Source organism: Aeribacillus sp. FSL M8-0235 (genome assembly GCF_038000355.1).
GTDB lineage: Bacteria > Bacillota > Bacilli > Bacillales > Aeribacillaceae > Aeribacillus > Aeribacillus composti.
The window spans coordinates 2064227-2090343 of sequence record NZ_JBBOBW010000001.1; the positions used below are offsets into that span (position 1 = coordinate 2064227).

The 26117-nt window shown below is 40.5% G+C and carries 18 protein-coding genes, 2 pseudogenes and 1 CRISPR repeat array; of the genes and pseudogenes, 1 reads left to right on the forward strand and 19 read right to left on the reverse strand.

Annotated features, from left to right (window positions below):
• Positions 1-328: 328 nt before the first annotated feature.
• The 9 genes and pseudogenes from NSQ71_RS09920 to NSQ71_RS09960 form a co-directional block, all read right to left on the reverse strand.
• Positions 329-1510, reverse strand: coding sequence for an IS701 family transposase (locus NSQ71_RS09920; RefSeq protein WP_340733889.1), 1182 nt, complete (start codon positions 1508-1510; stop codon positions 329-331).
• Positions 1511-2373: 863 nt separating this feature from the next.
• Complete coding sequence (locus NSQ71_RS09925; protein WP_082830323.1) at positions 2374-3072, reverse strand: response regulator; 699 nt, start codon at positions 3070-3072, stop codon at positions 2374-2376.
• Positions 3072-4661 carry a sensor histidine kinase gene (locus NSQ71_RS09930; RefSeq protein WP_340733892.1) on the reverse strand — a complete coding sequence of 530 codons (1590 nt, stop codon included), beginning with the start codon at positions 4659-4661 and terminating at the stop codon, positions 3072-3074. Before NSQ71_RS09930 ends, NSQ71_RS09925 begins: the two co-directional genes overlap by 1 nt.
• 65 nt (positions 4662-4726) lie before the next feature.
• Positions 4727-6253, reverse strand: coding sequence for a tripartite tricarboxylate transporter permease (locus tag NSQ71_RS09935; protein ID WP_063388192.1), 1527 nt, complete (start codon positions 6251-6253; stop codon positions 4727-4729).
• Positions 6254-6268: 15 nt separating this feature from the next.
• Positions 6269-6724: a tripartite tricarboxylate transporter TctB family protein gene (locus tag NSQ71_RS09940; RefSeq protein WP_063388193.1), complete on the reverse strand. Its 456-nt coding sequence runs from the start codon at positions 6722-6724 to the stop codon at positions 6269-6271.
• A 54-nt stretch (positions 6725-6778) separates the two neighbouring features.
• Positions 6779-7747, reverse strand: coding sequence for a Bug family tripartite tricarboxylate transporter substrate binding protein (locus NSQ71_RS09945; RefSeq protein ID WP_445659456.1), 969 nt, complete (start codon positions 7745-7747; stop codon positions 6779-6781).
• 968 nt (positions 7748-8715) lie between these two features.
• Positions 8716-9276: a CRISPR direct-repeat array (repeat unit 30 nt; unit sequence GTTTCAATTCCTCATAGTTAAGATAAAAAC).
• Between the two features lie 420 nt (positions 9277-9696).
• Positions 9697-10022: pseudogene (locus NSQ71_RS09950) on the reverse strand (IS3 family transposase); the annotation flags it as partial.
• Between the two features lie 156 nt (positions 10023-10178).
• Positions 10179-11513: a type I glutamate--ammonia ligase gene (gene glnA / locus NSQ71_RS09955; RefSeq protein ID WP_340733897.1), complete on the reverse strand. Its 1335-nt coding sequence runs from the start codon at positions 11511-11513 to the stop codon at positions 10179-10181.
• 48 nt (positions 11514-11561) lie between these two features.
• Positions 11562-11969 (reverse strand): MerR family transcriptional regulator, encoded by a 408-nt coding sequence (locus NSQ71_RS09960; RefSeq protein ID WP_063386743.1) that lies wholly within the window; start codon positions 11967-11969, stop codon positions 11562-11564.
• 99 nt (positions 11970-12068) lie between these two features.
• Between NSQ71_RS09960 and NSQ71_RS09965 the strand changes: the two are divergent.
• Positions 12069-12173 (forward strand): annotated as a pseudogene (locus NSQ71_RS09965) (helix-turn-helix domain-containing protein); the annotation flags it as partial.
• 7 nt (positions 12174-12180) lie between these two features.
• Here NSQ71_RS09965 and NSQ71_RS09970 read toward each other — a convergent pair.
• The 10 genes from NSQ71_RS09970 to miaB all read right to left on the reverse strand — a co-directional run bounded on the left by NSQ71_RS09970 (position 12181) and on the right by miaB (position 26100).
• Entirely contained in the window at positions 12181-13449 is a 1269-nt protein-coding gene (locus NSQ71_RS09970; RefSeq protein ID WP_340733900.1) for a methionine gamma-lyase family protein, read from the reverse strand.
• A gap of 14 nt (positions 13450-13463) precedes the next feature.
• Entirely contained in the window at positions 13464-14711 is a 1248-nt protein-coding gene (gene hflX / locus NSQ71_RS09975; protein WP_082830231.1) for a GTPase HflX, read from the reverse strand.
• Positions 14712-15514: 803 nt separating this feature from the next.
• A complete protein-coding gene (gene spoVK, locus NSQ71_RS09980) occupies positions 15515-16429 on the reverse strand; it encodes a stage V sporulation protein K (RefSeq protein WP_232515765.1) in 915 nt (304 codons plus the stop codon).
• Positions 16430-16847: 418 nt separating this feature from the next.
• Positions 16848-17075, reverse strand: coding sequence for an RNA chaperone Hfq (gene hfq, locus NSQ71_RS09985; protein ID WP_066246428.1), 228 nt, complete (start codon positions 17073-17075; stop codon positions 16848-16850).
• Between the two features lie 31 nt (positions 17076-17106).
• Positions 17107-18063 carry a tRNA (adenosine(37)-N6)-dimethylallyltransferase MiaA gene (miaA, locus tag NSQ71_RS09990; protein ID WP_340733904.1) on the reverse strand — a complete coding sequence of 319 codons (957 nt, stop codon included), beginning with the start codon at positions 18061-18063 and terminating at the stop codon, positions 17107-17109.
• A gap of 242 nt (positions 18064-18305) precedes the next feature.
• A complete protein-coding gene (mutL, locus tag NSQ71_RS09995) occupies positions 18306-20204 on the reverse strand; it encodes a DNA mismatch repair endonuclease MutL (RefSeq protein WP_340733906.1) in 1899 nt (632 codons plus the stop codon).
• Positions 20205-20213: 9 nt separating this feature from the next.
• A complete protein-coding gene (mutS, locus tag NSQ71_RS10000; RefSeq protein ID WP_094246006.1) occupies positions 20214-22832 on the reverse strand; it encodes a DNA mismatch repair protein MutS in 2619 nt (872 codons plus the stop codon).
• Between the two features lie 513 nt (positions 22833-23345).
• Positions 23346-23900, reverse strand: coding sequence for an outer spore coat protein CotE (gene cotE / locus NSQ71_RS10005; protein ID WP_339196461.1), 555 nt, complete (start codon positions 23898-23900; stop codon positions 23346-23348).
• A gap of 242 nt (positions 23901-24142) precedes the next feature.
• A complete protein-coding gene (locus NSQ71_RS10010; protein ID WP_063386735.1) occupies positions 24143-24568 on the reverse strand; it encodes a RicAFT regulatory complex protein RicA family protein in 426 nt (141 codons plus the stop codon).
• Positions 24568-26100, reverse strand: coding sequence for a tRNA (N6-isopentenyl adenosine(37)-C2)-methylthiotransferase MiaB (miaB, locus tag NSQ71_RS10015; RefSeq protein WP_094246007.1), 1533 nt, complete (start codon positions 26098-26100; stop codon positions 24568-24570). Before miaB ends, NSQ71_RS10010 begins: the two co-directional genes overlap by 1 nt.
• Between the last annotated feature and the right edge of the window lie 17 nt (positions 26101-26117).

A 26117-nucleotide genomic window follows, 5' to 3' on the forward strand; every position in this document is an offset into this window, starting at 1 on the left:
AGATAAAAACGTTTTTCTCTCGTATTGACTATTCCCCATTATCGGAGTTTCAATTCCTTATAGTTAAGATAAAAACCATACGCTCCCTATTCCGGTTTTCGTTGAACATTACTTGTTTCAATTCCTTATAGTTAAGATAAAAACAAAGACTAGCGGTTGCTAGTCGGTCAAAGTTCAGAGTTTCAATTCCTTATAGTTAAGATAAAAACGGCTTCGGCAAATGAATCCATTTTGATTCTTCCTTTGTTTCAATTCCTTATAGTTAACTGTAGATGAGCAATTTTCATTACAATAATTACCATGTAAAAAGAGACAAACGGAGTACCCCTTATGCCACATGGAGCTGTTTTTTGACAACATCAATGGGAATATCTTGCTTCGCTGCATGGTAAATGAACTCGACGAGACTATGCCCTTTCTTCGTTCGGAGAAGATCAAGCCCAGTAGAGAAATCCCGGTTGGACTCGACCATACTGTACACATAAGCGAGTTGCACCAAGATCCAATACCGTTTCACCGCCCGACGTTGACGAACGCGGTACCCATCGAGCTTCAGCTGGTCTTTCGCTTGTCGAAAAAAGCATTCGATCGACCAACGTTGGGCATAGTAGCGCAAGATCTCTTCATCGCTTAGCTCCCGGTCGGTGCTCAAGACGCAGTGAAGATGTTCGGGTGTCATCGGCTGATCGGCTTTCCAAGCCAACAACACAACGGCATCATCGAGACCTTTCAGCGATCCCTCGTAGCGATACACGCGATAACGCTCTTCTCCCACCGTGACGAGATGGGTGTCGTTCGGTTCGATATAGCGGGCAAACTGTTTGGCTTGGATGGCGATGCCTTTTGGATAAAGAACCCGATTCGTCTTGAGCATCGCAATGACGTGGAATCCTTTTTTCAGGCAGGCTTCCACGAGTGTTTTCGATGGGTACCAAGAATCCATCAGCACATAAACAGAACCGTGCACATCCAAAGAAGAAAGCATCTCGATGGCCCATTGACCCTTGCTTTTCCCATCCGCCTTGTCGTAGAGGCGGAACGCAAAGGGAAAAGCCTGGGTCATCGTATGAACCATGAGCCAAACAAGAGAATGTCCCCAGATCGACTTTTTCTCTGTGTGAGAATAGTGCCAATCACACCCTTGAATGGCGTGCGTTGCCCGTGACGAAGGCTTGATTTTTTGGCAAATCGTATCATCGATCGAAACAAAAAGGGGTTGATTTTTCTGTTTGGCGATCCGTTCGACACGATGAAGCATCCATTGCTGGAGTTTGCGAAGCAGCGTCTCTTCATCCCAAGGGCTTTTCGTGAAAAAATGGCTGAGTGTCGTTCGATGATTGGGGTGAAAGCTCCAATGATGAAGATCGGTCAACGTTCCAGAAAAGCCTTTCGTGATCATCGCATCCACGATATGAACGAGATGCTTCATGACAGGTTTTGAAAAATAAAGTGCCAACCCCAACATCGTGAAAAACTTGTGGATTCCTTGATGATGTGCTAATCTATTCATGAGACATGAACCTCCTTGTGTGAATGGTTTGTTGGCACATCTATTCTAACCAAGGAATCGGGTTCATGTCTCCTTTTTTGTTTCGATGTAAATTTATGTTAGTGATTTTGCTCATCTACAGTAGTTAAGATAAAAACCCCCAAAAATCGCTGTTATATAAGTATTTAGTTTAAAATGATTTATGAGTTATTTATATTTTAGCGAAAGAGTTACATTTTATCAATCCTTTGATTTGCGTGGGCTCATTGGAGATTAGAAAGAGTCGTCGATCCCCCAGGATTTTTGCACGATTGGGGGTCGACGACAATTTTCATTTAAAACAGGCTTTCCACGTTTGCAGGCCAACAATCAAATCCGTGTTTTATCTGAAATATTTTACCTGATCCATCTGTTTTAATAGAGCAAACGGCCGAACTAGAAGTTCATGCCGTTTGTTATTTCCATTGAATGGTTAGAGAGATAGACCATCATCGTCACGGTCTCTGAACTAAACAGTATTGAAATCAATACGCTTAAGCGGCATCATCCGGTAGTGTCCATATTCCACGGATAAAACGCTGTGTTCTGGGTTTATCCTTCTCACTCATTTGCGGTGAGAGTGAGACCATCTTCAACGCATAAAACGCCGTGTTTCTGGAGCAAGGATACGGCCTACCGATGAATAACGATTAAGTAATCACTCCACTCCACCAAGATGCAATACAAACATAATCATAGCGGCAATCGCCGCGCCGGCGAAAGAAGAAGGCGTCTGAAAACCGTAAAAAACAGCAACGATGGGAACCGCCAATACCTGCAAGCAAAATATCGGTAAAATGACATCAAGCAAAATCAGAATAAAAACATCTAAGCTGTCTTCCTCCCTATCGTTTTAGCTTGTAAATTCTCTCCGGCCTTCCAACAGAGCCGTACAAAATGTCAGCTGTCACTTGAGAAATGGAAACAAGATATTCTAAATATCTTCTTGATGTCGTTCGGCTCGCGCCAATAAGTTTTCCTACTTCTTCCGCTGTAATGCCGTCTCGATATTGCTTCACTACCGCCAGCACTTTCTCCAATGTCAATCGGTGAATTCCTTTTGGCAGTTCCCCATCTGCGTCTCCAAAGGTACGTTCCCGTCGAATTAATTGATCGATTTCCTCCTGTCCAATCAATTCTTTTTCCTTCATCAGTTCATGCATTTTATAAAAATATTCTTTGTATTTCACCAATGTTTCGGTAAAACGGTCGAGCATAATCGGCTTGATAATATAGTCAAACACTCCGCCATGCATCGCTTGCTTTAATGTATCAATTTCTCTGGCAGCTGTAATCATAATAATATCGATATTCGCAAAATGCTCGCGAATCCATTTTAAAAATTGAATCCCATTCATATCAGGAAAATAAATGTCCAGCAGCACTAAATCGGGTTGCAGCACTTCTATCAGTTCTTTCCCTTCCTGTTCATTTGTGGCAATCCCGACCACTTTATATCCTTCTACTTTTTCAACAAAGCGGCGGTTAATTTCGGCAATACGTTTATCATCTTCGACAATGAGCACTTGAATAGTGTATTCCATCATAATTCCTCCCGTTGCTTCGGAATGATAACGGTAAAAACGGTTCCTTTTTCTCGCTCTGATTGATAAGTAATGTGCCCTCCAAGCACCTTTAACGAATTTTTTACTAAATCCAGACCGTATCCTCTCTGTGCATTCCCCTTGGTGGAAAATCCCCGTTCAAATATTTGTTCAGCAATCTCTTCCTGAATACCCGTTCCGTTATCTTCCACTTCAATGATTAGATCGTCGCCAAGATCGGTTAAAAAGACGTTGACCCGCTTTTGGTCACGCCCATTATGCAATGCCGCCTCCATGGCATTATCAATAATATTGCCGATAATCGTAACAAGATGATCGCGGTCCAATTGTTTCGGAATATCTTTAAAGCTGCTTTGCCGATCAATATCAAATTGAATTTTCAGCTCATTAGCTCGGTTAAATTTTCCGATTAACAGCCCTCCAACAATCGGGTCAGGTACTTCTTTCATCACAAAACGAACGATATCCTGCTGCATGTTTGTTTCTTTTGTAATAAGTTCCAACGCTTCTTCATAAGATTCCAGCTGAATCAATCCAGAAATAAGATATAATTTATTGGAAAATTCATGTGTCTGCGCCCGCAGTGCATCGGCATAGCTTTTTAGCTGGGAAAGCTCTTTTGTCAATCGGTACAGTTCCGACTTATTGCGAAATGTCGATACCGCCCCAATGACGTTTTCTTTTTTATCAACAATCGGAATGCGATTAGTAATGATCGTTTCTTCACCTAATATCATTTCGTCATCATATTCTGCTTCACCTGTTCGAATTACTTCTAACAGCCTAGAATGAGGAATAATATGTAAAATATATTTTCCTAGCACATCTTGTTCTCTCTCATAGCCTAACAGCGTCATCGCCGTTTTATTGACCATTGTAATGATTCCATTCTGATTCACAGCAATAATTCCTTCGCGAATCGCTTCTAAAATCGCCTGCTTTTCTTGGTATAATAGCCCGATTTCTTTCGGTTCCAATCCATGAATCGATTTTTTTACCGTTTTGGCAATAACAACCGCTCCAATAATCCCTAGCAATAGTGCAAGGACAGAAAATAAAAAAATGTTTGAGGTATATGACCAAACGATATCCTCAATATCTTCCAGCAAAAAGCCTACCGATACAATGCCCACCACATTTCCCCGCTCATTGAAAATCGGTGCTTTTCCGCGTATCGCCGGACCGAGCGAACCAACCGCTTCAGAAATAATCGCTTTTCCTTTAAGCACCTCGTGATTATCTCCCCCGACCATCTTCTTCCCAATTCGATCTGGGAGCGGATGGGCGTAACGAATTCCTTGTCTGTTTCCCACGACAACGTACTCTGCGCCTGTTTTTCGACGAATCATTTCTGCAAACGGCTGAATTTGTTGATGAGGGTTCGGCTGTTTAAAAGCGTCCCGAATGTGAGGCGTAGCGGCCACCGTTTCTGCTACATTCAGCGCCCGCATTCCGATTTGTTCTTTCAGTGTTGCCGCAAGCATGTACTGAAACAAAAAGGAAAGAAAAATAATAACAAATAAAAGCAATGAACAAATAATGATCACCAGTCGCGTTTGCAGCTTCATTTTTCTCTCTCCTTGACTAAAAATAGAGAAAGACTATCCGCCAAAAGGCAATAGTCTTTCCCTTATTACATATCTTCATTTACAATAATCGACTTCCCTTTTAATTTCATGATAAATGGCACAACAATCCATAAAAACGCTATGATCAGCAGTACAAGTGAGATTGGTTTTTCAAAAAACACCATAAAATCGCCATTCGACGCTGTAAGTGCTCTTCGCATGTTATTTTCGATCATCGGACCAAGTACCAGCCCTAATACAAGCGGAGCAAGGGGAAAGTCATGTTGTGCCAGCAAATAGCCTAAAAGGCCAAACCCAATGAGTAGAAACACATCAAATATTGTGACTTGCACCGCATAAACACCGAAAACCGAAATCGCAACAATAAGCGGCAGCAAATATTTAGTCGGGGTTTCAATAATTTTAGCAAATATTTTGACAAGAGGCATGTTTAAAATAAGCAGCATCACATTGCCGATAAACATGCTGGCAATAAGCCCCCATGCAACATCTGGATGTTCGTCGAAAAGAAGAGGACCCGGCTGGACGTTATACATAATTAACGCACCCATTAAAATCGCCGTCGTCCCAGAGCCAGGGATTCCGAGCGTCAACAGCGGAATCATCGCCCCTCCTGAAGCGGCATTGTTCGCTGATTCCGGCGCCGCCACGCCGGCGATCGTTCCCTTTCCGAATTTTTCAGGCGTTTTGCTTAATTTCTTTTCCATGATATATGAGAAAAACGAGGCGAGCGTCGCCCCTGCTCCCGGCAATACGCCGACGAAAAAGCCTAGCAGCGATCCGCGCGCAATCGGTCCCACGCTTTCTTTTGCTTCTGCTTTCGACGGAAGGATGCGGCCGATTTTTGCGATTTCGCCGTCATTTTTCTCCTTATGAAGAATGGCTTTGAATACTTCTCCTAAGGCAAACAAACCGACCGCTACCGTTAAAAATTCCAAGCCCCCGTATAGAAACGAAATGTTATACGTAAACCGTGCCACACCTGATACATTATCAAGACCAATGGTCGAAAGTAACAAGCCAAAAACAGTCATCATCCACGCTTTTGTCATCGAGTTTCCCGCCAGTCCACTGACAGCAGCCAATCCGAGAAGCATTAAGGAAAAATATTCCGCTGGGCCGAATTTCAACGCTACATTGGAAAGCGGCTCTGCCAACAGCACAAGGGCAATTAAGGAAACGAGCCCGGCGACAAATGAACCGATCGCCGCAATCGCTAAAGCTGCCCCCGCCCTTCCCTGCTTTGCCATTTGATAACCGTCCAATGTCGTTACAACAGAGGAGGACTCTCCAGGCGTATTTAATAAAATCGATGTTGTCGAACCGCCGTACATCGCTCCGTAATAAACACCAGCAAGCAAAATAATCGAGCTTGTCGCCGCTTGAGCTGGGTCAAGACCGGACGTCATTGAAGCGGTTACCGGGATGAGCAGCGCTACCCCGCTCATCGGCCCAATTCCTGGCAGCACTCCTACCGCCGTTCCGATGAGCACTCCAAGAAAGGCGAAAAACAGATTGTGCGGCTGCAATGCGGTCTGAAAACCATCAATTAAAAATGTCAATGCATCCAAACTTTTCTACCTCCTTTACTGCAACCAAATTGGCCAGCTAGGCAACGTTCCTTGCAACAGCTTGACGTATAGCCCGTATACCCCTAGAGAAAAACAAGCGGCAAACAACACCGATTTCCACAGCCCACCTTTTTCCATTGCCTGAAATCCAATAACAAGAAAGACAAAAGTGGTAATCACATAGCCGACTGTTTCTAATAAAGCAGCATAGAAAACGGCGGCAAGTAAAATGATGAAAAACTTTTTATATTGCAGCGGCAGCTTTTCGCTTTCTGAGTGCGCATATTTTGCTGTTTCGAAGAGCAGTTTAATGCTTAATAACACAAGAATAAGTCCTAGCAAAAATGGAAACACGTTTGGTCCGACGGCACTCCCATACGCACTTTTCGAGATTCGCAGACTTTCCACCATAAACAAAGCTCCAACAGCCAAAAAGGTGATGGCAGCAATGCGATCAAACGTTTTACTCACTCACATCCCTCCATTCTTGTTATAAAGATGGGGAAGAATTCTCTCCCCGTCCACTTACTTATGCATTCCGAGCGATTTTAACATGTCGCTAATAAGCTGTTCTTGTTCTTGTAAAAATTGTGTAAATTCTTTGGAACCTTTGTACTCAGGCTCCCAGCCTTGTTTTGTTAACTCCTCTTTCCATTTTTCATGCTCAGACAATTTTTTGAATGTATTTTCCCAAAACTTTTTCGCATCGTCAGACATTTGTTTTGGACCAAAGACGCCGCGCCAAATTGTAAATTCCGCATCAATGCCAAGCTCTTTTAACGTCGGTACGTCTTTCAAAACACCGCCAAGACGTTCCGGCGCTGAGACAGCAAGCACCCGCACTTTTCCTGCTTTTACATATTCCCCGACAGAAGAAGCATCGGTTGCAATGACATCGGTATTTCCACCAAGCAGCGCTGCAATTGCTTCCCCTCCGCCATCGTACGACACGTATTTCACTATTTTCGGATCGATACCGGATTTATAAATAGGAAGAATCGCAACCAAATGATCCATCGATCCTGGTGCAGATCCGCCGGCAACCGTCACCGATTTCGGATTTTGCTTAATCGCATCCAATAATTGAGACAACGACTGAAATTTCGAATCCGCTCTGACCACGATCGCTCCAAAATCTTTTGTTAGTTGGGCAAGCGGTGTTGTATCTTTATAACCATATGGACTATTTCCTTCCGCTTTTAAGTTGTTAATAATGATCGGCGGGGAGTTGACAAACAGCTTATAATCATTGTTTTTATCTTGCGTCGCATATTCCGCCATAAACACGGTTCCTCCACCGCCCGGTTTATTCTCTACCGTCATCGTTTGCTCCACCAGATTTGTTTCATCCAATATTTTCGTAATCGCTCTTGCTGTTAAATCCCAGCCGCCCCCAGCACCTGAAGGAGCGACAAACATAATCGGTTTTGTTGGATAATTTTCTTGTTTGTTAGATGATTTTGTCGCCGCAGTACTTCCGCAAGCCGCCAGCATCACCGCGACAATCCCCATCACTAGAAAGAACCACCACTTTTTCATTTCAACAGTACCCCCTTGTTTTTTGACAGCGTTTACATTTTCAAAGGTATTATAGCAGCAATTTTCTGAATAATGTTTTTTTGCAAATAAAAATAATTATGTGCATTTTGTTCATGAAAATAGAAAAAACCTGTCCCCAACAAGACTGATGTGGCAAAGAACAGGTTAAATTTAGATTTATAGCTATTACAAAAGGATGGCCTTCTTCTCATTGTGAATATTGGAATAGATCCTCGTCTACTCTGGATTTTTGAATAGTTTGTTGTAAGGTGAAGGTTTACTTGTCGTTTTATAATTAACAGAAATAACGCAGCAATTCCTTTGGTTAAACCGCATAATATTACACGGCTGGTTTTGATCAGATGATTATTCGTCCCAAGTTTGCGGATTGGAGAACGCAACCCGGACGACTTCGTCGGAAATGAAATATCAATAAAGCGTTGAAGGATTTTTGAATATAGGATTCATATGCGCTCTACAGTTTTTTTCGTCTAGCATTCGATTGGCTGCAGTTTAACTTCTTTCTTCCCGATTGGTACGATCCGGACGAGCTTCCTCGTCTTTCATGGTGTTCCATTCTTTCGCTTTCTTTTACTTTGTACTTACGAATTTCATAGTTTTGAAGCTATCACTTTTGAATACATTTTTTATAAGATTGGCCGTTATCTTTCACAAGTCTGTGCATAATTTCCTGCTGGATTGTAGAGATGATCGCTATAAAAATAGATATGTGATTTCTTTTTCTTGAAAAAGTATGGCTTATATATCATGAAAATACTTCAATTCTGAAAGATGGATAAAAATGTTCCTGTCTACTTGACATGGCTCACTTCACATTGGCCGTGCTTTTTTGTTTAAAGTTTTTCTTCATAGTTTAAAATAAAAGCATATTTTTGGGCGGAAATTGCGCCATCCACAACAGGGCTTCAATTCCTAATAGTTAAGATAAAAACGGAAAGGAAATGTATGATGCTGTTTTGGCCATTATTCAGCTTCAATTCCTCATAGTTAAGATAAAAACTCGCCAACTACACAATGAAAGGTTCTCTTGTTGGAGGCTTCAATTCCTCATAGTTAAGGTAAAAACGAAGATGTTTTCAAACTCCTAACATCACCGTCATTCTTGTTTCAATTCCTCATAGTTAAGATAAAAACAAAGCAACTTCACAAGAAGTGGTCAATGCTTTTTCACTTCAATTCCTCATAGTTAAGATAAAAACAATTATACGATCACCAACGGCGCGCTGTCGAAAAGTGTTTCAATTCCTCATAGTTAAGATAAAAACAAAAGCCTGAAGATAATCCTAGAATCGAATCTTTACTGTTTCAATTCCTCATAGTTAAGATAAAAACTTATATGCGCCAGAACTCCGAGATCACTATTACAAGTTTCAATTCCTCATAGTTAAGATAAAAACGGCATTTTTATTCGCTGAAATCGTTGGCATTCCGATGTTTCAATTCCTCATAGTTAAGATAAAAACCCCAAAAAAATGTTGTTAGATCAGCATTTCGATTTAAATGGTTGATTGGTTAATTTCATTTTAGCCAATGAGTAAAAATTTATCAATCCTTTGATTTGCGTAGGCTCAATGAAGATTTGAAAGAGTCGTCGATCCCCCGGGATTTTTGCACGATTGGGGGTCGACGACTCTTTTTTATTTCCGTTTAAAACAGATTTCTAAGTTTGCCTGCCGACAATGAAATCCATGTTTTATCAACCATTTTACCTGATCCATCTGTTTTAATAAAGTAAACATCCGGCTCATTCCCTTCTCATTCAATCAATTGAAGGAAGAGTGAGACCATATTTAACATTTCATTCAGGAAAATTGGTTTAGGTCTATTCGATCGGTTCCTATGACCTAAAATAAGAACATGATCTGAAAAATGATTGGTGATTTTTACTGTTTGAGGTGTTTCTCTTTGTACTCCAGCGGGCTTAAATACCCAAGTGTTCCATGGATTCTAATATATTAAACCAATGAACATAATCATCTAATTTCAGTTTCAATCGGTCTAAATTTCCGAAATATTTTTTAACAAATTCTGTTTTGATAATTTTAAAGGTTGCTTCAGCTACTGCGTTGTCATAGGGACAACCCTTCATGCTTAACGACCGATTAATCTAAAAAGTATCTAGAGCTTCATCAATTGTCTTTTTCTTGAATTCATTGCCTCTGTCTGTGTGGAATAATTGAATTTGCCGTAAATCTGCTTTCACTTTTGATCAAGATTCGATGCGTAAATATGAAGAATACACCTCATCAATTATGGAGTAATTTTTTTCAATTTTTGTGGGTGCTTTTTATTGAAAGTTAGATTTATTGTTTTCACCCACAAATATAAAACCCCTCCAACGCTTGAGCGTCAAGGGGTTTCGGGATTAATATTGAGTGATGTATTGTTCGCGCTCCCATGGGTGCACTTGTGTGCGGAACATATCCCATTCGATCTCTTTTGCTTCGACGAAATGTTCGAATAAATGGGATCCTAAAGCACTGACAACGACTTCGTTTTGTTTTAAGTTTTCAAGTGCCTCATATAATGTTGCTGGAAGGTCGACAATGCCGTTTTCGATGCGTTCTTCTTTTGTCATCACATAAATGTTGCGATCTACTGGTTTTGGCGGAGTTAATTTGTTTTTAATGCCATCGAGACCAGCTTTCAAGAGTACAGCCATGGCAAGGTATGGGTTTGCAGATGGGTCAACGCTGCGCACTTCAATACGAGTGCTCATGCCGCGAGATGCAGGAATCCGGATTAACGGGCTTCTGTTGCGGCCGGACCATGCAACATAGCAAGGAGCTTCGTAGCCAGGCACTAAACGTTTGTAAGAGTTGACAGTTGGGTTTGTCACAGCTGTAAAGCTTGTTGCATGTTTGATGACACCTGCAATGAATTGTAAAGCTGTTTCGCTTAATCCATCTTCTGTATTTGGATCGTAGAATGCATTTTCACCATTTCGGAATAAAGAAAGGTTGCAGTGCATACCTGAACCGTTGACGCCGAACAATGGTTTTGGCATGAATGTTGCGTGCAAGCCGTGTTTACGGGCAATGGTTTTCACAACAAGCTTAAATGTTTGAATGTCATCACAAGCTTTGATGGCATCTGCATATTTAAAGTCAATTTCATGCTGACCAGGTGCTACTTCGTGGTGGGAAGCTTCGATTTCGAATCCCATTTCCTCAAGTTCCAACACAATGTCGCGGCGGCAGTTCTCGCCTAAATCAGTCGGCGCAAGGTCAAAATATCCGCCATTATCATTCAATTCTAATGTTGGTTCACCCTTTTCATCCAGTTTGAATAAGAAAAATTCCGGCTCAGCACCTAAATTAAATGCTGTAAATCCGAGCTCTTCCATTTCCTTCAGCACTCGTTTTAAGTTGTTGCGCGGATCTCCTTCAAAAGGCGTTCCATCAGGATTGTAAATATCGCAAATTAAGCGGGCAACTTTCCCTTTTTCCGCTGTCCATGGGAAAATGACAAACGTATCTAAATCAGGATACAGATACATATCAGATTCCTCAATGCGGACAAATCCTTCAATAGATGATCCGTCAAACATCATTTTGTTATCCAACGCTTTTTCTAATTGGGAAACAGGGATTTCAACGTTTTTAATCGTTCCCAAAATGTCAGTGAACTGCAGGCGGATAAATTTTACGTTTTCTTCTTGGACTAAACGAATAATATCTTCTTTTGTGTACTTTGGCATATTATTTCTCCTCTCATATATAAAAAATAAATTTATATAGCGATATTATCAATGAAAGAACCGTGAAAGGTCTCCTTGTCTTAATGTTGCACGGTTCATTCTTCCAGCATGGAGAAGTTCTTCCTTTAATAGTTTGCGAAGTTCGGCATCAGATAAATCTGATTTTTCTTTTGCCAATGAGGATCTTTCGAAAGTTTGTCTTTCTTGTTCGTTTTCTTTATACGCAAATATTTGCTTAATACCTGCCATATTGACACCCTGCTCAATCAACGATTTAATTTCAAGCAATCTATCGACATCATTGAAGGAAAATAACCGGCGATTGCCTTCCGTTCTCGCAGGGGAAATAAGACCATGTTCTTCATAATATCTTATTTGTCTGGCAGATAGTTCCGTCAGCTGTTTTACGATGCTGATTGGAAACAACGGCATGGAACGGCGGTCTTGATCATTCATGCTCTTTTAGCCCCTCCTTCCTTTTGCTTATCTACATTATAGATGAATGTAAGATATCATGTCAATATAATGTCATAAAATTTAACATGGTTTTTTATACAAGGAAAACTTTATCGTTTGACAGTCCATTTAACGAATCGAGAATTGGCAAATATGATCGGAACGTCCCTAGAAACCGTAAGCAGAACGCTGAACCAGATGAAATGTTTTTTTATAGTTCGACTAATCGTTTTTCTATTAATTCATTGACGGCATGGAAAATAGCGATTTTGACATGTTCAAACGTCAAGCCTCCCTGCACATATGCCACATATGGAGGACGAATCGGTCCATCCGCTGAAAGCTCAATGCTGGAGCCTTGGACAAAAGTCCCGGCCGCCATGATGACTTGATCGCTATAACCCGGCATTTCATTTGGAACCGGTGTTACATGCGAGTTTATGGGCGATGCAGATTGAATCGCTTGGCAAAACGCAATCATCATATCTGCATTATCAAACTGAACGGACTGAACTAGATCTGATCTTTTCTCATTCCAGCTAGGATTGACTCGCAACCCGATTTCTTCCAGCATTGCAGCGGTAAAAATCGCTCCTTTTAGCGCTTGTCCAACAACATGCGGAGCGAGAAAAATACCTTGAAACATCTCATGAAGACTGTAAAGCATTGCACCGGCTTCCCTTCCGATACCTGGCGAAGTGAGCCGGTACGCGCAAGCTTCCACGAGCTCTTCTTTTCCAACGATGTATCCTCCCGTTTTCACAAGCCCTCCTCCAGGATTTTTTATAAGAGAGCCTGCAATAAGATCAGCACCTGCATGTCCCGGCTCCTGATCTTCGGTAAACTCACCGTAGCAATTATCGACAAAAACAACAATTTTTTCATTGATTGATTTGATGAAAGAAACCATTTCCTTAATTTCATGAATGGAAAATGACGGTCTGACATCATATCCTCTAGAACGCTGAATTCCGATCATTTTTGTTTTATCACTGATTGCCGCTTTTACTCGGTCAAAATCAACTCGTCCTTCAGGAGTCAGATCAATTGTTTGATAAGAAATGCCAAATTCTTTTAAAGAGCCTGTCCCCTTTCCGCGGATACCGACAATTTCTTCAAGCGTATCATACGGCTTTCCGGTAATATAGATAAGTTCATCGCCGGGCCTTAATACGCCGAAGAGAGCCGTTGAAATGGCGTGTGTACCAGAAATGATTTGCGGCCGGACAAGTCCTTTTTCACATCCAAAAATATCAGCATAAACATCTTCCAATGTATCCCTGCCGATATCATCATATCCGTATCCTGTTGAGGGAATAAAGTGGGAATCGCTCACCCGATGCTTTTTAAAGCTTCTGAGCACACGAAGCTGATTTACTTCCACTACTTTGTCAATTTCTTCGTGAAATGGTTTTATTTTTTTTTCTACTTTTTGAGCTATGTCCATAATTTTTTTTCCATGTGTAAAATATTGAAACATCTGTAAAACCCTTTCTACTTATTCTTCATAATTTGATCATATACTGGATGGTCGCGAAACACTAGACCAGAAACGATATAGTGCTGATTTTGTTCGTCAAATTGCAAGGTTGAAACGAGCGTATTTGCTTTTAACAACGATAGACGTTTCCCATCACCTGTTGGAACGGAGACAACGTAAGGATGCATTTTTTTCTTTAATTTTTCTTCAATAGCTGTTTTTAACCGTTCTATATCTTCGTCACAAAAAGCAGAAATGACAATATAGTCTTCCTTTAAAGAAGGAAAGAAATGCTCTAGTTGTTGATCTTTTTTATTGTACACTGTTAAAACAGGCAATCCGTCCGTTCCTAATTCTTTTAATAATTCATTCACGGTGTTTTCATGCTGAATATAGTCAGGATGAGAGCTGTCGACGATATGTAAAAGCAAATCTGCTTCCTTTATTTCTTCTAACGTAGAACGAAAAGCAGCGATAAGGCTTGTTGGCAGCTGCTGGATAAAGCCGACAGTATCAGTCATGAGCACCTTCATGCCGGATGGGAGAAACATTTTCCTTGTCATAGGATCCAATGTGGCAAACACCATATCCTCCTGAAATGAATCAGCAGCTGTCAGCTTATTGAACAGCGTTGACTTTCCTGCGTTGGTATAGCCAACAAGAGCGATTTGAGTTTGATGATTTCTCTTTCTTTGCGAACGATAACGCTCGCGATGGGAAACAATATGGGACAGCTGTTGTTTTATATCGTGAATGCGATTTCGGATGTGCCTTTGATCCGTTTCAAGCTTCGTTTCTCCCGGACCTCTTGTCCCGATTCCTCCTCCTTGCCGAGATAGATTCAATCCATGTCCCGAAAGTCTCGGAAGCAAATATTCAAGCTGTGCCAGTTCAACTTGAAGTTTCCCTTCTCTTGACTTCGCCCTTTTTGAAAAAATGTCCAAAATTAGCTGAGTCCGATCGATCACCTTTACCTCTAACAGACGAGCTAAATTTCGCAGCTGGCTGGGCGACAGCTCATTATTGAAAATAACGGTATTTGCCTCTGTCGTCTCGATAAGCTGTTTAATCTCATCAACTTTTCCTTTTCCAATATATGTAGATGGTTCGGCCCTCAGTCGATTTTGTGTGCAAACAGCTGCGACTTGGCCGCCCGCAGCAGCCGTGAGCGATTTCAGCTCTTCCATTAAATAAAAAAACTGTTCTTCATCGGTTTCCATGAACTTGACGCCAACGAGAATCACCTGTTCTTTCTCTTCCACTCGTCTTCTTCCTCCAATTATGCTGCAAATTTATAAACTATGCGTTATGAATTAAACCTTCGATAAACGGATCAATGGTAAGGTTATCAAATTTAAATCATCTTTAGCGCACTTCAAGACAAAAGAAACGTATTGAATTCAAAAGTAAGATGATCAAACTCAATTCATCTTCAGCACATTTCAAAACAAAACGTACAGAGTTCAAATCCAAACCATCTTCAGCACACTTCAACACTAGAAACGTTGCTAAGTTCAAAATTAGGATACCAACTCCAATCATCCTTAGCGTACTTCAAGACAATAACGTACTCTGTTCAAAGTTAGGATCATTTAGCACATTTCAACTTTAGAAACATTATTAAGTTCAAAGGTAGGATGATCAAACTCAATTCATCTTCAGCACATTTCAAAACAAAACGTACAGAGTTCAAATTCAAATCATCTTCAGCACACTTCAAGACTAGAAACGTTGCTAAGTTCAATGTTAGGACTCAACTAAATCATCTTCAGTATGCTTTAAAAACAGAAACGTATTGAGTCAAAATAAAGATTATCAAACTTAAATCATCAACGCACTTCAACGCTAGAAAAATTTATTGAATCAACGTTAAGAGTATCAAATTCTAATCGTTTCAGCCAATTAAATGGCTGCCGTCATTCTTTTCTAAACTATGTGAGAAAAATAAACGAATTTGTGTAAATTATGTGCAGCAATGAAACAGGAGCTTTCTTCAAAACCCATTTAAATAAAGATTTATCAATCAATTCTTTTCAATAATCAAGTAAAGCAGCCTAGGGGCTGCTTATACGTTTAATATTAAATCTTCTTCTTTTACAAGAAGCAAATCTTCCTTGCCAAACTTATCAGAAAGCAGGAGCCTCATTGCCTGTGCCCGTATAGATTTTTCGATAATGTTGCGAACATATCTTCCATTTGAAAAGTTCGTTGGGTGAGTCGCATATTTCACTTTTAGCAAATGCTCTTTCAATTTGCATTCAGCTCCATGGCTAAATCGATACTCTTTGTCCTTCATCATTAATTTTGCTATTTCCATCAGCTCATCGACTGAATAGTCTGGGAAATCAACTACGATCGGAAAACGGGATTCGAGTCCGGGATTTAAAGATAAAAAACGATCCATTTCCCTTGGATATCCAGCTAAAATTAACACAAAATCATGCTGTCTGTCTTCCATATGTTTGACAAGGGTGTCAATTGCTTCTTTTCCGAAATCTTTTTCTCCTCCGCGGGCTAAACTGTATGCCTCATCAATAAAAAGAATTCCGCCAAGTGATTTTTTGATCAAATCGCGCGTTTTCTGCGCTGTATGGCCGATATATTCACCTACTAAATCAGCCCGCTCCGCTTCAATTAAGTGTCCTTTCGATAAAACATTCATTTGGAAAAAAAGCTTTCCGATCAATCGCGCGATCGTTGTTTTTCCCGTTCCGGGATTCCCTTTAAACAGCATATGAAGCGCTTGCCTTCCGGTTTTTAACCCCTGTTCTTCTCTTTTTTTATTCACAAAAATCCATGCATATATTTCCTTTAATAATCTTTTCACTTCTTCCATTCCAACTAATGCGCCCATCTCCTGTTCAATCTCTTTTAATACACTGTGTTCGACAGCCGCTTTGGAAATGGAAAGATCATATGTTGCGATTTTTTCCTTTTTACCTTCAAGTTCAGTTTTGCTTTGTCCTAAGACAATATTCATTTGGCCGTTATTTTTGAAGGTGACCGCTCGCTCCACAGGCTTCACCTCATTTTTATATTTATCTTCTAAATTACATCTACTTTGTTTAAAGGAACATGTCATGGAAAAAGGTTGTTATTATTAATATTTATGCTGAAAGCCAAGTAGTACAAACCTTCTTTTCATCTATGTCTTCATAAAAACTAAGCAGTATTTTTCTGAAGCCTGGGTGGCTTGCGGCCTGGACAAGTACAGATTCTAGGACAGGTCAGTTAAATATTAGCGAAGGGCAAAAATAACGACCATTCAAATTATCTGCGTTTAGACGATAATTAGGAAAACATGGATTGAAGATAGAAAAATACCTGACATATCGGAACCGCTGCCACGAAACCTTTCCTTCTCATGAAAAAACCGGAGATCATCTCCGGTTTTTTCGTCATGCTTCAATGTCAATTTGTACATTTCTTTGCGGTGCAAATGTTGAGATCGCATGCTTGTAAATGAGCTGCTGTTTTCCCTCTGATTCGATGAGGACCGTAAAATTATCAAATGCTTTTACTTGTCCTCTAATTTGGAAACCGTTTAATAAAAACACGGTCACGTAAGTGCCATCTTTTCGTAACTGATTTAACACTTGATCTTGAATGTTTATCGGTTGCTTCATCATTCGTCCTCCTCATATCCTCTATAATTTATTATTTCTTCTCAGAAAGAAGCTTTCCTGCTATATAATGAAAAATTTCACTAACTTTTTCTTCCATCAAGACAGGCGGAGTCATATCAAACCATTTGACATTCATTTTGTTTCGAAACCATGTTAGTTGCCTTTTCGCATATCTTCTTGTGTTTTTTTTCAACGTTTCAATTGCTTCTGCAAGAGAAGCCTTGCCATCAAAAAAATCGTATAATTCTTTATATCCAATCGCCTGCGCAGATTGTACACCGCGAACTCCAGAATCATACAGTGATTTTGCTTCTTCAATCAAACCTTCCTCAATCATTTCGTCAACTCTTTTATCAATGCGTTGATACAATACATCGCGGTCCATCGTAAGGCCGATAATGGCAGTATGATAGCGCTCATTTGCTTCATGCGTCTTTATATGCTCGCTCATTTTTTTTCCTGTTTTATAGTAAATTTCTAAAGCACGGATGACTCTCCTAGCATTGTTTGGATGAATTCGTTCTGCACTGTCAGGGTCGATTTCCTGTAAACGTTCGTGTAATGCTAAATTCCCATGTTCATGCAAAAAATTTTCCAGTTCTTTTCTTATTTCAGGGTCAGATTGAATATCGGAAAATTGGTAATCATCATATAGAACCGCTTGAATGTACAAGCCTGTTCCCCCAACAATCATCGGCATTTTTCCGCGCTTAGTTATCGAGGCAATTGCTTTTCTCGCAAGCTCTTGAAACTCGGCAACGGAGAATTCTTCCGAAGGATTCTTTAAGTCAATTAAATGATGGGGGATTCCTTCCATTTCATGCTCTTTTATCTTTGCAGTTCCGATATCCATTCCTTTATAAATCTGCATGGAATCTCCGCTGATAATTTCACCGTTTAATTTTTTGGCTAATTCAATGCTTAGTTTCGTCTTTCCGACAGCTGTTGGGCCAATTAAAACAACAAGTCTATCCTTTTCTTCTTCCATATTGACCACACTTTCAAAAAATACTCACTGTTTCATCGTATCATGATTTTTAAGAAAACACCAATATATTATACCCTTTTTCATCATAGAGTATACTCTTTTCAATTGATTTCATTTGATCTTTATACTGCTCTAATGCGAAAAAAAACAACTTTTGTCCAATCATTGCTCTCATTTCCTTTTGCCCCATGTTCCCGCACCAGTAAACTTGACAGCGATCTTTTACATGCAGCAGAAAACTATTACATAACCCTCTTAAACATTTTTTCGAGCTCATAGGTGGAAAAATGAATGATGATCGGCCGGCCATGAGGGCAAGTAAATGGATCTGACGCTTTTCTTAGCGATTCTAGCAACGCGAATATTTCTTCATTGTTTAAATATTGATTCGCTTTAATTGATCCTTTGCAGCTCATCATGATGGCTGCATCTTCTCTAAGCTTGTGGATATCCGTCTTTTTTTCATCAAGCACCTGCTGGATCAGCTCTTCAATAATTTCTTTTTCTTCACCTTGCGGAAACCATGTTGGATGAGATCGAATGATATAGGTGTTCGGTCCAAAATTCTCCAAAAACACTCCGACCTTTGCCAGCTCTTCTTTATGCTCTTCGATCACCATGACTTCATCAGAGGAAAAGCTCAGTGTAAGGGGAACAAGCATTTCCTGCACTTCGCTCGCCACTTCCCCAACTTTTTCGCGAAAATATTCATATTTGATTCTTTCTTGGGCAGCATGCTGATCGATTATATATAATCCTTTTTCATTTTGCGCCAAAATGTAAGTGCCGTGCATCTGTCCAATTGGATACATTGGAGGAACTCGGCTTTCATCCAACGTATTATTGTCCGAATCCTTCTCTTCATGTTCTTCGTTGTTATTTGGTAAATACTCTTGTACTTCAGTTTCTCCATTGACAACTGGAGGTTCAGCTATTTTTTCAGAGGAAAAGGATTGTTGCTGCTCTTCATCCGCTCCTCTATGATCAATCGAATACAAATCATCTTCGTTCCATTGATTGTCAGCCGTTTTTGGTTGAAACGTCCATTCTGGATCCTGTTTTTCCTCATTGATCAGATGTTCAAATTGGATCTCCTGCTGCACATTTACCGGGTGCTCTTTTTTCTTTTTGACAGTATCAGAGGTTGGGATAAGCTCTTTTTTCTTAAATGCATCCTGGATGCCTTTTGCGATGACTTCAAATAATTCCGCTTCTTTGCTGATTCTGACCTCCAGTTTGGCAGGATGAACATTTACGTCCACTAAGATCGGATCCATTTCAATATGAAGATAGACGACCGGAAAACGCCCTATAGGCAGGAGCGTATGGTACCCTTCTTCCACCGCCTTCGTAATGGAATGATTTTTAATAAATCTTCCGTTGATCATCGTAGAAATATAGTTTTTGGATGCTCTTGTCACTTCCGGCAACGATAAATAGCCGCGTATGTCAAAATCAAGCGAACGGAAATGGACTGGAAACATTTTTTTCGCAATGGGAACCCCGTAAATCGCTGCAAGAACTTGCCTTACATCTCCTTTGCCGTTCGTATATAGAAGCCGCCGGCCGTTATGCGTAAATTTAAACGATATGTTTGGATAGCTCAGCGCAAGACGATTGACTATGTCGGTTATTCTCCCAAGCTCCGTATTCAAGCTTTTCATATACTTCAATCGCGCCGGCGTATTGAAAAACAGGTTCGTGACCGTAATGTCCGTTCCTTTTCGACTTGATGCTGTCTCTTTTGCTGTTACCTTCCCGCCGATTAAAGTAATTTTCGTCCCGGGTTTATCCCCAGTGCTAGTTTTCATTTCCAGATGAGAAACGGCGGCAATCGAAGGCAGCGCTTCGCCCCGGAAACCGAGAGTTCGGATGCGGAATAAATCCGCTTCATCTTTAATTTTGCTTGTTGCATGCCGCTTAAACGCCTTTTCGCAATCATCTGGCTCCATTCCGTCCCCATTGTCCACGACGCGAATTTTGCTCAAACCGCCTTCTTCCGCCTCAATTTCTATCACTGTGCTGTTTGCATCAATCGCATTTTCGACTAGTTCTTTCACAACAGAAGCCGGCCGCTCCACGACTTCCCCAGCGGCAATTTTGTTGGATAAACTAGCATCCATAAGGATGATTTTTCCCATCATCATCACCTATTTCAATTTCTTTTGGATGTCATACAGTGTGTTTAATGCTTCAAGAGGCGTCATATCCAATAGATCTAAGGAAGAAATGATGGAGAGCACCTCTTTTTCCTTTGATGAAAGCTTTTTCCCTGCCGGCTCTTTTTTCTTCTCTGCTATTTCATCGCCGAATAAAGAAAGCTGGCTTGGCTCCGCAGAATACTCGATGCTCCGTTCCACCGAATGCTCGATGACGGATGGTGTATGTTTCTCTTTCTGATTGTCTCCTTCCAGTTTGCTCAATATTTCTTTTGCCCTTTGGATAAGAATTTCAGGAAGCTCCGCAAGCTCAGCAACATGAATTCCGTAGCTTTGATCAGCCGCCCCTTCATCCACTTTATGGAGAAAAACAACCTTTCCGTTTTCCTCTATTGCCTTAACATGGACGTTCTGCACATTTTGCAATTCATCTCCGAGCACGGTTAATTCGTGATAATGGGTCGAGAACAATGTTTTGGCTCCGATGTGGTCGTGAATGTATTCGATTATCGCTTGAGCAAGCGCCATGCCGTCATATGTCGATGTCCCGCGCCCGATTTCATCAAATAAAATCAAGCTTTGATTCGTGGCATGTACAATCGCATTTTTGGCTTCCAGCATTTCCACCATAAACGTACTTTGCCCTGATACTAAATCGTCCGCCGCTCCAATTCTAGTAAAAATTTGGTCAAAGATCGGCAGAACCGCTTCGCTGGCAGGGACAAAGCAGCCGATTTGCGCCAAAACAGCCGTTAAAGCAATTTGCCGCATGTACGTACTTTTTCCTGACATGTTTGGACCGGTAATTAAAAGAATGTTCCTTCCTTCTTTCATCCAGCAATCATTCGGAACATAGTTTTCGGATTCCATCACTTTTTCTACGACTGGATGACGACCATCTTTAATGTAAAGCTCGGAGTCGGAAAAGGACGGTTTCGTATAATGTCGTTCTTCGCTGATTACAGCAAAGCATTGCAGGCAGTCAAGCTCGGCAATCTTTTTAGCCAAGAGCTGCAATCTAGGAATATATTGCTTTACTTCGTCGCGAATTTGCACGAACAATTCATACTCAAGATCAACGATTTTTTCTTCCGCTTCTAAAATCAATGCTTCTTTCTCTTTCAGCTCTGGTGTCACATAACGTTCGGCATTGGCCAGCGTCTGTTTCCGTTCATATCTTCCTTCATCCAAAAGATGAAGATTCGCTTTCGTTACTTCAATATAATATCCAAACACTTTGTTGTAGCCGATTTTAAGCGATTTAATTCCTGTCAGCTCTCTTTCTCTCTTTTCCAGCTCTGCTATCCACGTTTTTCCGTTTCTCGCTGCATCTCTGTAGCGATCCAATTCTTCGTTAAATCCGTCCTTAATGATGTTCCCTTCTTTGACTGAAATTGGCGGGTTTTCGATGATTGCTTTTTGAAGCAACTCCTTCAAGCTTTCACAAGGATCAATTTCTTTTTTTATTTGCTCCGAATCAGCAATTCCTAACGAAGCAACGATTGTGCGGATCTCAGGAATTTTTTCAAGCGACTTTTTCAATTGAATCAGATCTCTTGCGTTTGCATTTCCGAACGCAATTTTTCCCGACAGTCTTTCTAAGTCATATACTTCCTTCAGCAATTCCCTTAGTTCTTCTCTTTCGATATAGCGGTCGATCAACATTCCAACGATATTTTGCCGCTTTTCAATTTCTTTTTTGTCAATAAGAGGACGGTCAATCCATTGCTTCAGCAGACGCGCGCCCATAGCTGTTTTCGTCTCATCTAGCAGCCAAAGAAGGGAGCCTTTTTTTCCTTTCGACCGAATCGTCTCGGTCAGCTCCAAATTTCTTTTCGAGTACATATCAATTTTCAAATATTGATTTAATTGATAAAACTCCACCTTTTGCAAATGCTCTAGCGTCCGTTTTTGCGTCCGTTCTAAATAGTTGTATAGCCTTGCAAACGTTATTTTCAGCCGCTGATCTTGCAAATGTCCTGCAATGCTGTCTAATTTTTCAAGATAAGCTGCGTCTTTTTCAATCGAAAATGTCACAGGCTGTCTTTCTAATATCATTTTTTTCAGTTTCTCAGGAAAATCATCTGCCACTACAATCTCTTTCACTTGGCGGGAATAAAGCTCGCCCAAGCAGTCCTCCATTGTGGAGAGAAGGGTGACATATGATTCCCCTGTCGTAATATCTGTCAAAGCTAGGCCGAAAAGCGCTTCAAAGACCGTAACGGAAGCAATATATTGGTTGTCTTTCTCGCCTAGCCCTTTTCCTTCCATTAATGTCCCTGGTGTAATGAGCTGAACGACTTCCCGCTTCACAACACCTTTTGCTTGTTTCGGATCTTCTGTTTGTTCACAAATCGCCACCTTATAGCCCTTTTCAATGAGCTGTTCGATGTAGCTTGAGGCTGAGTGATACGGCACCCCGCACATCGGGATTCTTTCCTCGCCCCCGCCATCACGGCTTGTTAACGTAATTTCCAATTCTTGAGAAGCCTTGATGGCATCCTCAAAAAACATTTCATAAAAATCGCCTAAACGAAAAAATAAAAAGGCATCCTGATAGTCTGCCTTGATGTTTAAATATTGCTGTATCATTGGCGTGTATTGTGCCATGTTCATCCCCCGACTGTATGTAAAAGTTAACATCTTTTATTATAGCACAAACTCTTTATTCCGAAAAAAACTTATTCGCTCAAATAACCTATGACAAAACAATAAAACTAATAAGCACGTACATGATTATTCGCAATTTTGTTTATTGCGTCAACCTTTGACATAAAAAATAAAGAAGCATGTTCATGATTAATGGCGGATTTGTTTATTCCTTTAAACTTTTGACATAAAAAATTAAGAAGCAGGTGCGTGATTATCGCAAATTAGTTTTTTCCGTTAAACCTTTGACATAAAAAACTAGGAAGCAAGGGCACGATTATTCGCAGATTATTTATTCCGTCAAACATTTGACTAAAAAACAAGGAAACCAGCGCGTGATTATCGCAAATTAGTTTTTTCCGTCAAATCTTTGACATAAAAAACAGGAAGCTAGTACACGATTATTCACAGATTTGTTTATGCCGCCAAACCTTTGACATAAAAAAACTAGGAAGCAGCCCTCCTAGTTTTTTATTATTCTTCTGGCTCACCTTCTAAAAGCTCTGGCGTCAAATCTTCTATTTCATCCTCTAAATCCTCTTCCCAATCATCCCATTCCTCATCGGATTCAGACAAGTTGCTAGGATGGACGGAGACGACCACTTTCGTTTCTCCGATGACCTCTGCTAAAAATTCTCTTTCTACTTGAACCACAATGTTTTCGCCGTTTGGAGAAATGGTGACTTCCAGACAATTCGGCTGCTGCAAAACACGGGCAACCACTTCGTTCTCGTCATCTAAATAGTTGTCATCTTTATATCGTAATTTTAACACATCTGTATACTTGACACGCTCTGTAACTACTTCTGTTTTCGTATTTTCATCAAATGAATACCAAACGTTAATATCATATGTTCCCTCGATTTCAACTGTTTTCCCCCGTTTTTGCGCATCATATTTATGGTTAATAATCCAACCACCCAAAATACTTGCTGGTTTCTTCTCAGGACTAATCGTATGTGTTGCTTGAGTAAACTTTCGACCTTTTGCTACTACCGCTTTCGTTATGATTTCCCTATATTCTGCCATTTGCCAAACCCTCCTCAAAACGATCGTAAAAAGATTTTCGCTAGGACAAGCTCGATATTTTCATAAATCCTTCTAGTTCATTCTATGCATGAGCCAGAAAATATGTACCAAAAATTAAAAAAGACGCTGACGCGTCTTTAAACAAAATGAGGGAGGGTTGGCCGAAATCATAGAAATACCGATTGTTCATAAGCTCAAACGGTTTTTATTTTTTCAAAAATAGCCTGAAAACCTTAATACGATTAATGGCAAGATCCATGTTTATTCCGAATTTGGGCGCCTGTTTCACCCGTTAACAGATTACCTCCAGTTGAACGAATAATTTCATTTGTCACATGGTTTGAAATTGTATTCGCTACTAATTGAAGAAGATCGTTAACTTCAATTTGCGATTCTTTAAATTGCTGGACGATCGGAATTTGATCTAATTCTTCATACAGGCTGTCAATTTTCTCCTCCACTTGTTTGAGAGCTTCATGCTTTCCGAAATGCTGAAAATTGACGGCTTGTTTTTGCAGGCTTTTAATGCTGGCAATCATTTCCCGAACTTTTTGATTTTCGTTAATTTGTTCTTCCGCTTTTTTAAAGAAGTCAACTTGCTCTGTTTCGGCTATCATTTGCGCCAGTTCTTTTGCCTTTTCTAAAATATCGTCTTTCGTATACGCCATTACAATGTCACCCCAATTTGCTCTTCCACCATTTCTCCATCAAGAGTCCAGGTTTTGGCTTTTGTAATTTTTACTTTTACAAGCTGACCAATCGCCGATTTCGGACCTTTAAAGTTAACTAGTTTATTTTTTCTCGTATACCCTGCCAAAATGTCAGGATTGTTTTTGCTCTCGCCTTCAACTAATACCTCAACGACTTTGCCTTCATATTCTTTCATTTTTTGGGCGGAAATTTCGTTGACTAATGCATTTAATCGCTGCAGCCGTTCTTTTTTCACTTCCATCGGGACATTATCTTTCATTTTAGCAGCAGGCGTTCCTTCCCGAGGCGAATAAATGAACGTATAGGCACTGTCAAAGCCGACTTCGCGATAGAGGGAGAGTGTTTCTTCAAACTGCTCATCCGTCTCATTTGGAAAGCCGACAATGATATCAGTCGTTAACGAAACGTTTGGAATCGCCTTTTTAATTTTTTGCACTAATTCTAAATACTGTTCGCGCGTATATTTGCGTGCCATCAATTTCAATATTTCCGAGCTGCCTGACTGCACCGGAAGATGGATATGATCGACAAGGTTGCCGCCTTTGGCCAAAACTTCAATTAAACGGTCGTCAAAATCTTTCGGGTGACTTGTGGTAAAACGAATTCTGGCGATATCGATTTTTCGAAGCTCGTCCATTAAATCGCCTAGGCCGTATTTGATATCGTCAAAATCTTTCCCGTAGGCATTTACGTTTTGACCAAGTAACGTGATTTCTTTATACCCTTGCGCTGCAAGGTGGCGAACTTCTTGAATAATATCCTCCGGTCTGCGGCTCCGTTCTTTGCCTCGAGTGTACGGAACAATGCAATATGTGCAAAATTTGTCGCAGCCGTACATAATATTGACCCAAGCTTTAATATTTCCTTTCCGGACTTTCGGAAGGTTTTCAATCACATCGCCTTCTTTTGACCAAACCTCCACGACCATTTCCTTCGACATGTACGCTTCATTCAACAAATGCGGAAGGCGGTGAATGTTGTGTGTTCCAAAAATTAAATCAACATATTGGTACTGCTTTAAAATTTTGTTGACAACAGATTCTTCTTGGGACATGCAGCCGCAAACACCTAAGATAAGATCCGGCTTTTCCATTTTGAGCGGCTTCAAATGCCCAATTTCCCCAAATACTTTGTTTTCAGCGTTTTCCCTGATCGCACATGTGTTTAACAAAATAACATCAGCATCTTCTGTGCTGTCAGTCGGCTTATATCCGAGCTGCATAAAAATACCGGCCATCACTTCCGTATCATGTTCATTCATTTGACATCCGTATGTGCGAATATAAAACTTTCTGCCTTCTCCCATTCCTTTTAAATGTTCAGGAATGACAAAATCTTTATGGTATTTCACTTCTTCTTTTCCGCGCTTTTTCGCATCTTTTAAAGAAGGCGGAATGTAAACACGCTCGAAATACTTACTGTAATCCTTCTCGGATTTTTTGTCCGAAGGATTCACAAACGTGGTTGCTAATCGTTGTTTTTCATTCATGGCGCATTACTCCTTCA

Coding starts and splice junctions, on each gene's coding strand:
- NSQ71_RS09920 (WP_340733889.1), bottom strand. CDS start 1,510: ATGAATAGATTAGCACATCATCAAGGAATCCACAAGTTTTTCACGATG.
- NSQ71_RS09925 (WP_082830323.1), bottom strand. CDS start 3,072: ATGGAATACACTATTCAAGTGCTCATTGTCGAAGATGATAAACGTATT.
- NSQ71_RS09930 (WP_340733892.1), bottom strand. CDS start 4,661: ATGAAGCTGCAAACGCGACTGGTGATCATTATTTGTTCATTGCTTTTA.
- NSQ71_RS09945 (WP_445659456.1), bottom strand. CDS start 7,747: ATGCTGGCGGCTTGCGGAAGTACTGCGGCGACAAAATCATCTAACAAA.
- glnA (WP_340733897.1), bottom strand. CDS start 11,513: ATGCCAAAGTACACAAAAGAAGATATTATTCGTTTAGTCCAAGAAGAA.
- NSQ71_RS09960 (WP_063386743.1), bottom strand. CDS start 11,969: ATGAATGATCAAGACCGCCGTTCCATGCCGTTGTTTCCAATCAGCATC.
- NSQ71_RS09970 (WP_340733900.1), bottom strand. CDS start 13,449: ATGTTTCAATATTTTACACATGGAAAAAAAATTATGGACATAGCTCAA.
- spoVK (WP_232515765.1), bottom strand. CDS start 16,429: ATGAATATTGTCTTAGGACAAAGCAAAACTGAACTTGAAGGTAAAAAG.
- hfq (WP_066246428.1), bottom strand. CDS start 17,075: ATGAAGCAACCGATAAACATTCAAGATCAAGTGTTAAATCAGTTACGA.
- miaA (WP_340733904.1), bottom strand. CDS start 18,063: ATGGAAGAAGAAAAGGATAGACTTGTTGTTTTAATTGGCCCAACAGCT.
- mutL (WP_340733906.1), bottom strand. CDS start 20,204: ATGGGAAAAATCATCCTTATGGATGCTAGTTTATCCAACAAAATTGCC.
- mutS (WP_094246006.1), bottom strand. CDS start 22,832: ATGGCACAATACACGCCAATGATACAGCAATATTTAAACATCAAGGCA.
- cotE (WP_339196461.1), bottom strand. CDS start 23,900: ATGGCAGAATATAGGGAAATCATAACGAAAGCGGTAGTAGCAAAAGGT.
- NSQ71_RS10010 (WP_063386735.1), bottom strand. CDS start 24,568: ATGGCGTATACGAAAGACGATATTTTAGAAAAGGCAAAAGAACTGGCG.
- miaB (WP_094246007.1), bottom strand. CDS start 26,100: ATGAATGAAAAACAACGATTAGCAACCACGTTTGTGAATCCTTCGGAC.